The sequence below is a fragment of the Pseudomonas sp. GM80 genome (assembly GCF_000282515.1).
In the GTDB taxonomy this organism is placed as follows: domain Bacteria; phylum Pseudomonadota; class Gammaproteobacteria; order Pseudomonadales; family Pseudomonadaceae; genus Aquipseudomonas.
The window spans coordinates 1-14,751 of sequence record NZ_AKJD01000041.1; the positions used below are offsets into that span (position 1 = coordinate 1).

The 14,751-nt window shown below is 59.6% G+C and carries 14 protein-coding genes; 10 read left to right on the forward strand and 4 right to left on the reverse strand.

The window, feature by feature from the left end; genetic code table 11:
• Positions 1-114: 114 nt before the first annotated feature.
• From acs to PMI37_RS04280, 5 genes are all read left to right on the forward strand, one after another.
• Positions 115-2,052 (forward strand): acetate--CoA ligase, encoded by a 1,938-nt coding sequence (acs, locus tag PMI37_RS04260; RefSeq protein WP_008078466.1) that lies wholly within the window; start codon positions 115-117, stop codon positions 2,050-2,052.
• Between the two features lie 51 nt (positions 2,053-2,103).
• Positions 2,104-2,976, forward strand: coding sequence for an oxygenase MpaB family protein (locus PMI37_RS04265; RefSeq protein WP_008078468.1), 873 nt, complete (start codon positions 2,104-2,106; stop codon positions 2,974-2,976).
• 148 nt (positions 2,977-3,124) lie between these two features.
• Positions 3,125-4,141, forward strand: coding sequence for a class I SAM-dependent rRNA methyltransferase (locus tag PMI37_RS04270; RefSeq protein ID WP_008078470.1), 1,017 nt, complete (start codon positions 3,125-3,127; stop codon positions 4,139-4,141).
• Positions 4,142-4,321: 180 nt separating this feature from the next.
• A complete protein-coding gene (locus tag PMI37_RS04275; protein WP_008078475.1) occupies positions 4,322-7,273 on the forward strand; it encodes a DUF748 domain-containing protein in 2,952 nt (983 codons plus the stop codon).
• Entirely contained in the window at positions 7,273-7,560 is a 288-nt protein-coding gene (locus tag PMI37_RS04280; protein WP_008078477.1) for a DUF2845 domain-containing protein, read from the forward strand. The genes PMI37_RS04275 and PMI37_RS04280 overlap by 1 nt, the downstream gene beginning before the upstream one ends.
• Positions 7,561-7,795: 235 nt before the next feature.
• On the opposite strand, the gene PMI37_RS04285 is transcribed toward PMI37_RS04280, so the two are convergent.
• Together PMI37_RS04285 and PMI37_RS04290 are read right to left on the reverse strand one after the other, a co-directional pair.
• Positions 7,796-8,146 carry a BON domain-containing protein gene (locus tag PMI37_RS04285; protein ID WP_008078478.1) on the reverse strand — a complete coding sequence of 117 codons (351 nt, stop codon included), beginning with the start codon at positions 8,144-8,146 and terminating at the stop codon, positions 7,796-7,798.
• Positions 8,147-8,455: 309 nt separating this feature from the next.
• Complete coding sequence (locus tag PMI37_RS04290) at positions 8,456-8,872, reverse strand: pilin (protein ID WP_008078482.1); 417 nt, start codon at positions 8,870-8,872, stop codon at positions 8,456-8,458.
• A gap of 225 nt (positions 8,873-9,097) precedes the next feature.
• On the opposite strand from PMI37_RS04290, the gene pilB reads away from it, so the two are divergent.
• The 5 genes from pilB to yacG are packed head-to-tail and all read left to right on the forward strand — an operon-like array spanning position 9,098 to position 13,709.
• Positions 9,098-10,798, forward strand: a complete 1,701-nt coding sequence (gene pilB, locus PMI37_RS04295) for a type IV-A pilus assembly ATPase PilB (RefSeq protein WP_008078484.1) — start codon at positions 9,098-9,100, stop codon at positions 10,796-10,798.
• A 2-nt stretch (positions 10,799-10,800) separates the two neighbouring features.
• Complete coding sequence (locus PMI37_RS04300) at positions 10,801-12,018, forward strand: type II secretion system F family protein (RefSeq protein ID WP_008078485.1); 1,218 nt, start codon at positions 10,801-10,803, stop codon at positions 12,016-12,018.
• 1 nt (position 12,019) lies between these two features.
• Positions 12,020-12,892, forward strand: coding sequence for a prepilin peptidase (locus PMI37_RS04305; RefSeq protein ID WP_008078487.1), 873 nt, complete (start codon positions 12,020-12,022; stop codon positions 12,890-12,892).
• The gene (gene coaE, locus PMI37_RS04310) at positions 12,889-13,512 is read left to right on the forward strand and encodes a dephospho-CoA kinase (protein ID WP_008078489.1); all 624 of its coding nucleotides are present in this window, start codon (positions 12,889-12,891) and stop codon (positions 13,510-13,512) included. Before PMI37_RS04305 ends, coaE begins: the two co-directional genes overlap by 4 nt.
• A complete protein-coding gene (yacG, locus tag PMI37_RS04315) occupies positions 13,509-13,709 on the forward strand; it encodes a DNA gyrase inhibitor YacG (RefSeq protein ID WP_007909902.1) in 201 nt (66 codons plus the stop codon). The genes coaE and yacG overlap by 4 nt, the downstream gene beginning before the upstream one ends.
• 6 nt (positions 13,710-13,715) lie before the next feature.
• Here yacG and PMI37_RS04320 read toward each other — a convergent pair whose 3' ends face one another.
• Together PMI37_RS04320 and PMI37_RS04325 are read right to left on the reverse strand one after the other, a co-directional pair.
• Positions 13,716-13,931 (reverse strand): hypothetical protein, encoded by a 216-nt coding sequence (locus PMI37_RS04320; RefSeq protein WP_008078491.1) that lies wholly within the window; start codon positions 13,929-13,931, stop codon positions 13,716-13,718.
• A 65-nt stretch (positions 13,932-13,996) separates the two neighbouring features.
• A complete protein-coding gene (locus PMI37_RS04325; RefSeq protein ID WP_045122962.1) occupies positions 13,997-14,686 on the reverse strand; it encodes an energy-coupling factor ABC transporter permease in 690 nt (229 codons plus the stop codon).
• Positions 14,687-14,751 lie beyond the last annotated feature (65 nt).

Consider the following 14,751-nt stretch of genomic DNA (forward strand, 5'->3'; position numbering starts at 1 on the left):
GCGATCTTTTGATCTTGACCTTAAAAAACAAGATCAAAAGATCGCAGCCTTCGGCAGCTCCTACGAGGGTCGTACAGCTCCCCTCTTGTCGCACAACAAGAATAAGGAACCGTCATGTTCGATATCAGCACGTTCCCCAAAGCCGATGCCGTCCGCCGGGCTGCGCAATTGAGTCAGGAAGACTATCGGCGTCTGTACCGCGAATCCATTGAACACCCCACGGCCTTCTGGGCCGAACAGGCCACGCGCTTTCTCGACTGGAGCACACCGTGGCAGACCGTTCAGCGCTATGACCTGAAAACCGGAGAGGCCGCCTGGTTTGCCGGGGGCAAACTGAATGTCAGCTACAACTGCATCGACCGCCATCTCGAACAACGCGGCGATCAAACCGCCCTGCTCTGGGAAGGCGACGACCCCGCCGAATCGGCACAAATCACCTACAAAAAACTCCATCACCATGTCTGCCGACTGGCCAATGTGCTGAAAAGCCGTGGCGTGAAGAAAGGCGACCGGGTGTGCATCTACATGCCGATGATCCCCGAAGCCGCTTACGCGATGCTTGCCTGCTCGCGGATCGGCGCGGTCCATTCGGTGGTGTTCGGCGGTTTCTCCCCGGACTCCCTGCGCGACCGCATTCTCGACGCCGACTGCCGCACCGTGATCACCGCCGACGAAGGCGTGCGCGGCGGCAAGTTCGTGCCACTGAAACAGAACGTCGACAAAGCCCTGCAGAGTTGCCCGGACGTCAGCACCGTTGTAGTGGTCGAGCGTACGCAGGGCAAAGTCGAATGGGTCGAGGGCCGCGATCTCTGGTATCACCAGGCCGTGCGCGACGTCAGCGACGATTGCCCGCCGGAGCCGATGGACGCCGAAGATCCGCTGTTTATCCTCTACACCTCCGGCAGCACCGGCAAACCCAAAGGCGTGCTGCACACCACCGGTGGCTACTTGCTGCAAGCGGCGATGACTTTCAAGTACGTGCTCGATTACCGCGACGGCGAAGTGTTCTGGTGCACCGCCGACGTCGGCTGGGTTACCGGCCACAGCTACATCGTCTACGGCCCGCTGGCCAATGGCGCGACCACATTGATGTTCGAAGGCGTGCCGAGCTACCCGAGCAGTTCGCGATTCTGGCAGGTCATCGATAAACACAAGGTCAACATTTTCTACACCGCGCCGACCGCCCTGCGCGCGTTGATGCGTGAAGGGGCCGAACCGTTGCAGGAAACCTCGCGCGCCAGCCTCAGATTACTCGGCAGTGTCGGTGAGCCGATCAACCCGGAAGCGTGGGAATGGTATTTCAACGTGGTCGGCGAGCAACGTTGCCCCATCGTCGATACCTGGTGGCAGACCGAAACCGGCGGCATCATGCTCAGCCCGCTGGTCAGCGCCCAGCGGATCAAACCGGGTTGCGCCACGCAGCCGATGTTCGGCGTGCAACCGGTGCTGCTCGACGAGCAAGGCAAGGAAATCAAAGGCGCCGGCAGCGGCGTGCTGGCGATCAAATCGAGTTGGCCGGCGCAAATTCGCAGCGTCTATGGCGACCCGCAGCGGATGGTCGACACCTATTTCAAACCTTACCCCGGCTATTACTTCACCGGCGACGGCGCGCGCCGCGATGAGGACGGCGATTACTGGATCACCGGGCGCATCGACGACGTGATCAACGTCTCCGGCCACCGCATCGGCACTGCCGAAGTGGAGAGCGCACTGGTGCTGCACGACAGCATTGCCGAGGCCGCCGTGGTCGGTTATCCGCACGACGTCAAAGGTCAGGGGATCTACGCTTTCGTCACCCCGATGAACGGTACCGAACCGAACGACGAGTTGAAGAAAGAACTGCTCGCCCACGTCAGCAAGGAAATCGGCAGCTTCGCCAAACCGGACCTGATCCAGTGGGCCCCGGCCTTGCCGAAAACCCGTTCAGGCAAGATCATGCGGCGCATCCTGCGCAAGATCGCCTGCAACGAACTCGACAGCCTCGGCGACACCTCGACCCTGGCCGATCCGAGCGTGGTGCAAGGCCTGATCGACAAGCGCCTCAATCAGTAACCCGTCGAGCGCGGTCAACCGGCCGCGCCCGCCCTCCTTCACTGAGTGCTCATGGAATTCATCCGCAGTCGCATTGAACACCAACTCATGAGCCTGACCGGGTTGTCGCTCGGTCAGCTCGACCTGGAGAACCCCAAGGGTGACCCCGGCCTGTTCGGCCCCGACTCGGTCAGTTGGCAAGTACACGGCGATTTCAGCAGCATGTTGATCGGCGGCATCAGCGCATTGTTGTTACAGGCGCTGCATCCCTTGGCATTGGCCGGGGTTTGGGATCATTCGAATTTTCGTCAGGACATGCTTGGGCGTTTGCGCCGCACCAGTCAGTTTGTCTCCGGCACCACGTTTGGCTCCAGGCGTGATGCCGACTGGCTGATCGAGAAAGTGCGCACCATTCACCTGCAAGTGGTCGGCACCGCGCCGGATGGTCGGCCTTACGCCGCGAGTGATCCGGACTTACTGACGTGGGTGCATGTGGCGGAGGTCAGCAACTTCCTTGCGGCGCATTTGCGCTATCGCAATCCGCAGTTGTCCGTTTCGGATCAGGATCGTTACTACGCGGAAATCGCCGTGGTCGCCGAACGTCTGGGCGCACGCGATGTGCCCAAGTCGCGGCTGGCTGTGGCCGAATATCTGCAAGGCATGCGCCCACAGTTGCTGTGCGATGGCCGCAGCCGTGAAGTCTTGCGCCTGTTACTGGCCGCGCCGGCGCCGAGTGTTCTGGCGCGACCGTTTGGCGATCTGATGATGAAGGCGGGGATTGATCTGCTGCCGGACTGGGCCAGCGACATGCTCGACGTCCGCCAGAGTTCGCTGCAACGCCAACTGATTCGCGCCAGCGTCAGACGCAGCGCGCCACTGCTGCGCTGGGCAATGCGCAACGGCTCGGTACAACGGGCCAAACGCCGGATGGGTTTGATCACCTGAAAGCATCGCGAGCTGGCTCACTCCTACAGGAGATTCGTATGCAACATAACTCCCTTGTAGGAGTGAGCCTGCTCGCGATGGTAGCCACTCGATTGCTCGCCAAGCTGATAAACTCCCGCGCCCCCATTCTCTCCAGCAAGGCGCATGCATGTCTTCCTTGAATCAGGCGCTGCGCGCCGCCCTCGATCAACGCCAGGATTTGCTGGCCGAGCTGCACCGCCAGGGCACCGATTGCTATCGGCTGTTCCACGGCAGTCAGGAAGGCGCCGGCGGTCTGACCATCGACCGCTACGGTCCGCAACTGCTGGTGCAGAGTTTCCACCAGACGCTGGAGCGTGACCACCTGTTGCAACTGCATGCCATGGTTAATCAAACGTTGGGCCTGGAAACCCTGCTGGTCTACAACGATCGCTCGCGCGGCAATTCGCGCATCGATCGCGAAGACAGCGTGTATAAAGCCGACGACGCCGCACTGGTTGATCTGGTCGGCCATGAGTGGGGCTTGAACTACCGCGTACGCGGGCGACATGCCGGCCAGGATCCATTGCTGTTCCTCGATCTGCGCAACACGCGCGGTTGGGTCAAGGAGCACGCCAAGGGCAAATCCGTGCTCAATCTGTTCGCCTACACCTGCGGCGTGGGCCTCAGTGCCGCAGCCGGTGGCGCGCGTGAGGTGTGTAACCTCGATTTCGCCGAGGGCAATCTGGCGGTCGGTCGCGAAAACGGTTTGCTCAATCCGCAGTTGCCCGAGATGCAATTCATCCAGTCCGACTACTTCCCGGCGATCCGCCAGTTGGCCGGCCTGCCAATCAGCCAGCGCCGTGGGCAGAAACTGCCGAGCTATCAGCGCCTCGATCAGCGTCAATACGATCTGGTGCTGCTCGACCCACCGGCCTGGGCCAAGAGTGCGTTCGGCACCGTCGACCTGCTACGCGATTATCAAAGCCTGCTCAAACCCGCCCTGCTGACCACCGCCGACAACGGCGTGCTGATCTGCTGCAACAACCTGGCGAAAGTCAGCATGGACGACTGGCGCGAGCAAGTGCTGCGCTGTGCCGAGAAGGCCGGCCGCCCGGTACGCGAATGGAGCGTGATGACCCCAGGCGCCGACTTCCCGTCCCTCGACCAGCAACCGCCACTGAAAACCCTGATCCTGCAGCTATAACTCCCCCCTGTAGGAGCTGCCGAAGGCTGCGATCTTTTGATCTTGTTTTAAAAAAAGACAAAATCAAAAGATCGCAGCCTTCGGCAGCTCCTACAGAAGAATCTGAACAATCCTGCAGCACGGCTGTTACTTCGGAACCAGAATCGCGTGCCATACTCCAAGGCACTCCGATTCAGACAGATGAAGCCGCACATGCCCAAAGGATTGATTCGCGCGATTGGCGCCTTGTTGACTGCTCTGGCCCTCTACAGCCTGCTGGGGTTTCTGATTTTGCCGGGCATTGCCCTGCGCGTGGCCAACCAGCAACTGGCCAACTACGCGACCGTGCCTGCGCATATCCAGCGCATCGAGCTCAACCCGTTCAGCCTTGAGGTTACCCTGTGGGGTCTGGTCATTGGCGAGCCGGGCAAGGAACAGGTCGGCTTCGATCGTCTGTACGCCGACTTGCAAATCGACAGTCTGTGGACCAAAGCCCTGCATCTGGCCAACATCGAACTGGACAAACCCAAGAGCGAGATCCTTTTCGCCAAAGACGGCAAGCTCAATCTGCTCGGCCTGTTCAAGGTGCCGGCCAGCGAGCCCGTTCCCGCCGACCCGAACGCCAAGCCCTTCCCGCTGCGCATCGACAACATCAAACTGGCCGGCGGCGTCGTGCATTTTCAAGATGTACGTCCCAGCGAGCCCATCGAATTCCTTTACGACGACTTGAGCTTCGAGCTGAAAAACCTCAGCACCCTGCCCGAAGACAGCGCCGACATGACCCTGGTCGCCATCGGCCCGGCCGGCGGTCGAATCGACTGGAGCGGTAACTTCAGCCTGATCCCGTTCACCTCCGAAGGCACCCTGAAAGTCACCGACGGCAAGATGAAAGCCTTCTGGCCGTACGTGCGTGACTCGGTGCCGCTGGTACTCGAAGACGGCGTGATCAGTCTCAGTACCGAATACAAACTCAATCTGTCGAAAGAAACCGAACTGCTGCTCAACAACGTCGCCGTCAGCATCGCGCCGTTCGCCATCAAGGCCCCAGACGGGCGTCCGTTGGCGAAACTCGAACGCCTGGACGTCAGCGAAACCTCCGTGGACCTGGCCAAACAGCAAGTGGTAGTCGGCAAGATCCGCAGCCAGAAACTCGAAACCTGGGCCGCGCTGGAAGCCGACGGTCAACTGGACTGGCAGAAACTCTTCGCCAGCCAGCCATCGAAACCGGCGGCCAAAGCCGCTGCCGAACCGGCCAGCACGCCGGCGGCCGCGGACTCGCCGAAGGCTGAACCGAACGCCCCGAGCAAACCTTGGCAGGTGCTGCTCAAAGACGTGCAATTGCGCAACTACACCGTCCATTTGGCTGATCGCTCGGCGAATCCGCCTGTGGCGCTGGATATCACGCCGCTGAACGTCGATCTGGAGGGTTTCGACAGCCTCAACGGCTCGCCCTTCAAGCTCAAGCTCGACAGCGGGCTGGGCAAGCAAGGCAAGATCAGCGCCGACGGCACGGTCAACCTCGCCCCGGTCAACGCTCAGCTCAACGTGAAAACCCAGGACATCGACCTGCGTGTCGCGCAGTCCTACATCAACCCGTTCATTCGCCTCGAACTGCGCAGCGGCATGCTCGGCAGTGACTTGAAGGTCAACCTCAAGAGCACCGAGCCGCTGGCCCTCAGCGTCACCGGGCGGGCGCAGATCGATCAACTGCACACCCTCGACACCCTGAAAACCCGCGACTTCCTCAAGTGGCAGCAAGTGGTGGTCGAAGGCCTGAACTATCAACACGGCGACAGCCTGTCGATCGACAAGGTCAACCTGTTTCAGCCGTATGTGCGGTTCATGATCAACGATGACCGCACCACCAACATCGACGACTTGCTGATCCCGCAACCGGCCGACAGCGGTGCGAAAACCACGGCGGCAAAACCGGCCAGCAACGACAAACCGCTGGGCATTCACATCGGCGGCATCGCGATCAATGACGGCTCGGCCAACTTCGCCGACTTCAGCCTGACACCGAATTTCGCCACCGCCGTGCAGCAACTCAACGGTCAGATCGGCACCATCGACAGCCGTCAGGCAAAACCGGCCAGTGTCGACATCAAGGGCAAGGTTGACCGTTATGCGCCCGTGACCATCAAGGGTGCGGTCAATCCGTTCGATCCGATGGCCAGCCTCGACATCGCCACCAGTTTCAAACGCGTCGAGCTGACCACCCTGACCCCGTATTCCGGCAAGTTTGCCGGTTACCGCATCCGCAAGGGCCGGCTCAACCTCGACCTGCATTACCTGATCACCAAGGGCCAGCTCAAAGCCGAAAACAAAGTGGTGGTCGAACAATTGCAGCTCGGCGAAAAAGTCGACAGCCCGGATGCCGTGAGCCTGCCGCTGAAACTGGCGATTGCCCTGCTCAAGGATGTCGACGGCAAGATCTCCATCGAACTGCCGGTGACCGGCGACTTGAACAATCCGCAGTTCAGCGTGATGCCGATTGTCTGGCAGACCCTGCGCAACCTCATCGTCAAAGCCGCAGCCGCCCCTTTCAAAATGATTGGCGGACTGATCAGTGGCGGTGGGTCGGAAGACCTTGGCACCGTGTCGTTTGCCCCAGGCTCCAGTGAACTGAGCAAGGATGCCGAAGCCGCGCTGGTCAAACTGTCCCAGGCACTCAAGGAGCGTCCGGCGCTGCGCCTGGAAATCGAAGGCACCGCCGCCAAGAGCAGCGACGGCCCATTGCTCGCCGAGCAACGTCTGGAGCGTGAATACCAGTACAACTACTACAAAATGCTCCAGCGCCGCGGCGACAAAGTGCCGGCTCAGGCGTCTCTGATTCAAGTGCCGGACAGCGAGAAAGGTCCGCTGCTTGAAGGCATCTACCGCACCCGTCTGAAAACCCAGCCACCGGCCGAATGGAAAGATCTGGGCAAGGAAGAACGCACGGCGAAGATGCGCGAAGGCGTGATCCAGTTCTGGAGCAGCAGCGATGTGCTGTTACGTCAGTTGGGTCAGGACCGTGCCAGCAGCATCAAGGATTATCTGGTCGACAAAGGCCAATTGGCAGACGACCGCGTGTACTTCATCGACGCCAACCTTGGCGAGGCCGAAAGCGATGGCCGCGTGGTGACGCAAATGCATCTGGACGCCGAGTGATGAAACGCCATTGGCTGGCCGCGCTGACACTGAGCTTCGCTGCCGGCCATGCCGAGGCGTCCGACACGCTGCGCTGTGGCAGCCAATTGATCAGCCTCGGCGATCGCTCCAGCGAAGTCCTGCAAAAGTGTGGCGAACCGGTCAGCCGCGATGTGTTGGGCTACAAACGCAGCGCCAATCGCCGCGAGGAGTTCCAGGTCGAGGAATGGACGTACGGGCCGAGCAACGGCATGTACCAATACCTGCGCTTTGAAGGCAATCGCCTGCGGCAGAAACGCGGTCACTGAAAAGATCAAAAGATCGCAGCCTGCGGCAGCTCCTACAGGGAAACACATTCCAATGTAGGAGCTGCCGAAGGCTGCGATCTTTTGCTTCTAACAAATAGAACGGGCCCCGATACAAGTGTCGGGGCCCGTAATGGTCACATCCGTGTGACCGTTCGCATGAACTCTAAAGTTGCGGCAGACGTATGGCTCGGCCCGTCTGTCGCGCCTTCTCCCGGTCCAGGCGAGAAGTCATGCCTTACTCGGCTTTCAGGCCATCAGCGGAGACCGCTTTAACGCCTTTGATTTTCTTGGCGATCGCAACAGCTACGTCTTTCTGCGAATCGGTGACTGCAGTAGTCGACGACAGCGACACAACGCCTTTGTTGGTTTCTACTTTAATGTCGGTACCTGGAATGCCTTTTTCGGTGACCAGGTCAGCTTTGACTTTGGTGGTGATCCAGGTATCGGAAGTAGCTTCTTTAGCTTGGGTAACTTCACCAGCAGCCAAAGTCATTGGAGCAGTCTGAGTGGTTTGGGCGAATGCGCCGGAAGCCATGGTCAGGGTCAGCGCGGTAGCAGCAGCGGCAGTGATAGCGAACTTCTTCATACGAGTAACTCCTGTTTTTCTGGAAAGTCTGCTGCGTGTCTTGTCAGCAGGGTTACCAAGGTAGTTGCGAACGCTGTGCCAACTTTTGAAAATCGATAATATCCTTATAAATCAATAAGATATGAATTAGCCAAATTTTCGAAATCATGCAATTTGCATGACCTCCGGTTTATCTACATGCAAGTTACGGTTTTTTGGAAAGTTCCTAACACGCTGAAAATATTGAAGCTTTTGTGAAGCACCAGACAATAGAAAATGCCCCGACAGTGCGGGGCATTTTTTCTACAGCTACAGACTGCCGCCGTGTGGTTACACCCCAGGGCAACTGGTGGTTGTGTAGTCTTTGGAGCCGGAGAACTTGCAAGTCCAGCCGGTGGTGGCGCTACGGGTCAGGGTGACGGTTTGACCCAATACCGGCGCCGGCGCGTTGAGCAAGGTGCAGGTAATGGTGCCCGTCCCATCGGCGACCTTCCCGGCTGCCGTCAAGGTGCAATTCTGTGTCGCGGCGGTCCCGGCGTTGACGTTGGTGAGGCTCGGATCGGTCGACCCGGCATTGATGACGTCCTCGAAATTGACTTTGAGCGCCGACGCCTCGGCGATGCCTGCGGTGACCTTGGCCCGCGCCTGATACTTGGAATACTGCGGCAAGGCGATGGTCGCCAGAATGCCGATGATCGCCACAACGATCAGCAGCTCGATCAGAGTAAAACCTTGTTGTTTTTTCATAGACACGCTCCATGCATGAGTCGAAATCTCATGATCTGCAAAGGACGCAGCATAGCCCATGCCAATGCCTTCAGGCCCCAGTCATTGGGCGCCCACCCGCTGCCGCGCCCTTTCCTACAACCTCTAACCGCACTATCTGACACTTTTTGTCACCTGCACCCGACGTGTTTGGCGCTGTCACTTGACTAGGCTATAAGTCATGAACTGCAAGCGTGCGGAATCCCCATGAATGACATCGCTCTGAGCGGTCTGGCCAAGCAATTGGTGCAGGCCGAACTGCTCACGGAAAAAAGTGCCCAGCAAGCCTGGCAGCAAGCCCAGCGCAATCGCCTGTCGCTGGTCAGTTACCTGGTGCAGAACAAGCTGGTGAAAGGCTGGCAGGTGGCCGAGATCGCGTCGGAGCATTTCGGCATGGCGTTTCTCGACCTCAACTGCCTCGACAAGGAAACCCAGCCCAAAGGCCTTGTCAGCGAAAAACTTGTGCGCCAACACCACGCGCTACCTCTGTGGCGGCGTGGCAACAAACTGTTCGTCGGCATTTCCGATCCGAGCAATCATCAGGCAATCAACGATATCCAGTTCAGCACCGGCCTGAGCACCGAAGCCATTCTGGTGGAGGACGACAAACTCACCGATGCCATCGAAAAATTCTTCGACACCCACGCCTCCGGCATCGAAGACATGGCCGATGTCGACCTCGACGGCCTCGATGTCGAATCCATCGACGACAGCAAACAGGACGCCATCGGCGGACTCGACGCCGACGATGCGCCGGTGGTGCGCTTCGTTCACAAGATGCTGCTGGATGCGATCAAGAGCGGCTCGTCCGACCTGCACTTCGAACCCTACGAAAAAAACTACCGGGTGCGAATGCGCACCGACGGCATCCTGCGCGAAGTGGCCAAGCCACCGGTGCAGTTGGCGGGACGCATCGCCGCACGCCTGAAAGTCATGGCCAGCCTCGACATCTCGGAACGGCGCAAGCCCCAGGACGGGCGGATCAAGATGCGTCTGTCGAAGAGCAAGTCGATCGATTTCCGGGTCAACACGCTACCCACGCTGTGGGGTGAAAAAGTGGTGATCCGGATTCTCGACCCGTCCAGCGCGCAGATCGGCATTGACGCCCTCGGTTATGAGCCGGCACAAAAAGACTTATACATGGCCGCGCTCAAGCAGCCGCAGGGCATGATTCTGGTCACCGGCCCCACGGGCTCGGGTAAAACCGTGTCGCTGTACACCGGCCTGAATATCCTCAACACCGTCGACATCAATATCTCCACCGCCGAAGACCCGGTGGAGATCAACATGGAAGGCATCAACCAGGTCAACGTCAATCCCAAGCAAGGGCTCGACTTTGCCCAGGCCCTGCGCTCGTTTCTGCGACAGGACCCGGACGTGATCATGGTCGGCGAGATTCGCGATCTGGAGACCGCCGAGATCGCGATAAAGGCAGCGCAAACCGGTCACCTCGTGCTCTCGACCCTGCACACCAACAGCGCGGCGGAAACCCTCACACGCTTGCATAACATGGGCATTCCCGGGTTCAACATCGCCACTTCGGTCAGCCTGATCATTGCCCAACGGCTGGCGCGCAAACTCTGCAGCCATTGCAAAAGGCCGATCGAGATCCCCCGGGAAACCCTGATCAAAGAAGGCTTCCCCGAGGAACGCATCGGCCATTTCACGATCTACGAGCCGGTCGGTTGCGATCATTGCAACGGCGGATACAAGGGTCGCGTGGGGATTTATGAAGTGGTGAAAAACACACCTGAGCTGCAACGGCTGATCATGGCCGAAGGCAACTCGCTGGAAATCGATAGTCAAATGCGCCGCGACGGCTTTGATGACCTGCGCACCTCCGGCCTGCACAAGGCCATGCAAGGCATCACCAGCCTTGAAGAAATCAACCGGGTCACCAAGGACTGAACATGGCGGTCAAGGCAGCGAAAATGAATGTCTATGCCTGGGAAGGCACGGACAGGAAAGGCAGCAAAATCACCGGTGAGTTGAGCGGGCAGAACCCCGCACTGGTCAAGGCGCAACTGCGCAAACAGGGGATCAACCCGGGCAAGGTGCGCAAGAAATCGGTGTCCTTGCTGAGTCTCGGCAAACGCATCAAGGCCCAGGACATCGCCCTGTTCACCCGGCAGATGGCGACCATGATGAAGGCCGGCGTGCCGTTGTTGCAGTCGTTCGACATCATTGGCGAAGGCTTCGAAAACCCGGCCATGCGCAAACTGGTGGACGAAGTGAAACAGGAGGTCGCTGCCGGTAACAGCTTCGCCACGGCGCTGCGCAAGAAGCCGCAGTACTTCGACGAGTTGTACTGCAATCTGGTCGATGCCGGCGAACAATCCGGCGCCCTCGATACCTTGCTGGAGCGTGTCGCCACCTATAAGGAAAAAAGCGAACGGCTCAAGGCCAAGATCAAGAAAGCCATGACCTACCCCACGGCCGTGGTATTGGTGGCAGCAGTCGTCACCGGGATTCTGCTGGTCAAAGTGGTGCCGCAGTTCCAGTCGGTGTTCAAAGGCTTCGGCGCCGAGTTGCCGGCCTTCACGCTGATGGTCATCAGCCTTTCGGAATTCATGCAGCAATGGTGGTGGGCACTGCTCGGGCTGATGGTGGTGGTGATTTTTGGCACCCGCCATGGACTTAAGAAATCCCAGGCTTTGCGCGATCGTCGCGACACCTGGCTGTTGAAGTTGCCGCTGGTGGGCACGCTGATGTACAAGTCCGCCGTCGCCCGTTTCGCCCGGACCCTGTCGACTACCTTCGCTGCCGGGGTGCCATTGGTGGAGGCGCTCGACTCGGTGGCCGGCGCCACCGGCAATGTGGTGTTCAAACGCGCGGTACTGCGGATTCGCCAGGATGTCGCCACCGGCATGCAGCTGAATTTCGCCATGCGCACCACCGGGGTGTTCCCGAACATGGCGGTGCAGATGACCGCCATCGGCGAGGAGTCCGGCGCACTCGACGAGATGCTCGACAAGGTCGCAGGGTTCTATGAGGAAGAAGTGGATAACATGGTCGACAACCTCACCAGCCTCATGGAGCCATTCATCATGGTCGTGCTGGGGGTGATCGTCGGCGGGCTGGTGGTGGCCATGTACCTGCCGATCTTCCAACTCGGCTCAGCGATCTGACATGCCTATCGACGAACTGTTTGCCCTGTACCCGCTGGCCTTTGTCTGCACCGCGCTGCTGTTGGGGCTGGTGGTCGGCAGCTTTCTCAATGTGTTGATCTGGCGCTTGCCGAAAATGCTCGAGCGCGATTGGCGCCAGCAGGCTCACGACGTGCTCGGCCTGCCCGGCGAACCGCCGCTACCGACCTACAACCTGATGCTGCCGCACTCCGAATGCCCGCACTGCGCGCACCGCATCCGCCCGTGGGAGAACATTCCGCTGCTCAGTTATCTGTGGCTGCGCGGGCGCTGTTCGGCGTGCGCGGCACCGATCAGCAAACGTTACCCGCTGACCGAGCTGGCGTGTGGGCTGCTCTCGGCCTTCATCGCCTGGCATTTCGGTTTTGGCTGGCCGGCGTGCCTGCTGATCTTCCTCACTTGGGGCTTGCTGGCGATGAGCCTGATCGACACCGCGCATCAATTGCTGCCCGATGTGTTGGTGCTGCCGTTGCTGTGGCTGGGATTGATCGTCAACAGTTTCGGGCTGTTCGTGCCGTTGCACGATGCTCTGTGGGGCGCGGTGGCCGGCTACATGGCGCTGTGGTCGGTGTTCTGGCTGTTCAAGTTGCTGACGGGCAAGGACGGCATCGGCCACGGTGACTTCAAGCTGCTGGCATTGCTTGGCGCGTGGGGCGGCTGGCAGATTCTGCCGCTGACCATCCTGCTGTCGTCGCTGGTGGGGGCGATTATCGGGGTGATTATGTTGCGCTTGCGCAGGCAGGAAACCTCGACGCCGATCCCCTTCGGCCCCTATCTGGCAATTGCCGGCTGGATTGCCTTGCTCTGGGGTGGTCAAATAACCGACTTCTATTGGCAGTTTGTCGGTTTGAAATGAATACCCCTGTGGAAAAACCCTGGATTCTCGGCCTGACCGGCGGCATCGGCAGCGGCAAGAGCGCAGCCGCCCAGCACTTTATCGACCTCGGCATTCATGTCGTGGATGCCGATCACGCGGCGCGTTGGGTGGTCGAGCCTGGCCGCCCGGCGCTGGCAAAGATTGCCGAGCATTTCGGCCCCGGCGTGTTACAAGCTGACGGCACGCTGGACCGTGCGGCCTTGCGCAAACTGATCTTCGAGATTCCAGAGCAGCGGCGTTGGCTCGAAGCCTTGCTGCATCCGTTGATCGCCGAGGAAATCGCTCATCACCTGGCACTGGCAAAATCGCCTTATGCGATTCTGGTGTCGCCGCTGTTGATCGAATCCGGGCAATACGCGATGACCCAGCGCATCCTGGTGATCGACGCCCCGCAACAATTGCAGATCGAACGTACCTTGCAACGTGACCAGACCAGCGAGCAGCAGGTTCAGGCGATCCTCAAGGCCCAGTCGAGCCGTGAAGACCGCGTGAGCCGCGCCGACGACGTGGTGGTCAACGACCGCGACCTCGCCTGGCTGCACAGCGAAGTCGAGCGTCTGCATCACTTTTACCTGACTTTATCCGGAGGCCAAGCATGAGCCAGATTCCTACCGTTGAATGCCCAACCTGCGGCGCGCCCGTTGAGTTCACCGCTGAAAACAAGTTTCGCCCGTTCTGTTCCGATCGCTGCAAACTGATCGACCTCGGCGCCTGGGCGTCGGAAGAACATAAGATTCCGGTGGCACCGGATGCGGAAGACGAACTGTTTTCCGGCGACTTCGATCCGCGCCACTGATCGCGGTCAGGGCCGCATAAAGCCGTAGTCCTGTTCGTCGTCGAGGTTTTCCGCCAGAAAGCGCAACTCGTCAGCCAGGTCTTCGGCATTGCGCACCGCCTTGCTCTGCTGCACCACGGCACTGAGCAAGGCGCGCAAACTCAAACCGGGGTCAAACCCGACCTCTTGCGCCATGTCCAGACTCTGCCGGGTTTCCTGCCTCGCCCACTCGTACACACTCATGCCGCAGCTCCTGAAGGGATTTGGCTGAGCATGAGATTTTGTCTGCGTGGTCGGTTTGATGTGGATCAAGGCTTGGGATCGTCGTCCTTCCACGGTGCCGAAAGGTAGCGCGTGCGATTGAAGGTCTCCAGCCATTCCGGGCAGAACACCACCAGCGCGCTGATGACCATGCCGTTGATGAACGCCTCAGGGAAAATGATCAGCCACAGGTAACCGATGAAATCCTCCAGCCATTCCGGCATGGCAAAGATGCCGTCGTACCAGAGCAACGTCAGGCTCAGCAGCAGGCAAAGCAATGCCGACAACGCGGCAGCCAGAAACCCCGAACAGAAGATATAAACGAAAGGATTACGCGGTTGCGCACGCTCGACCAGAATCGCCACGCACTCGGTGATCAGCACCGGCAACAGAATAAACAGCGAACCGTTGACCCCAAGTGCCAGCAGATCCTGACGCCCGAGCAGCACCAGACCGAGTTGCGCGACCAGGCCGCCGACAATCGCCAACGGCCAGTCCAGCAGTAATGTCACGGCGGTCATGCCGATGAAGTGATAAGACACGCCGGTGTCGAAATCCCTGCGCACCAGCCACAGCAGAAACAACGCGAACACCGTGCCGAACAAAAGATGCTGACGACGGCTGTCACTGAACAGCTCGACCCACGGCGCCCGCACGACCGCCCAAAGCAGCACCGGCAAGTAAATCAGCCAACCGAATGTCAGACTTGCCGTCGAAAGCAGTTCAGCCCCAATCATGACTCCCTCACCCTCCATCGACATCCCCCCGTAGGAGCTGCCGAAGGCTGCGATCTTTTGATCTT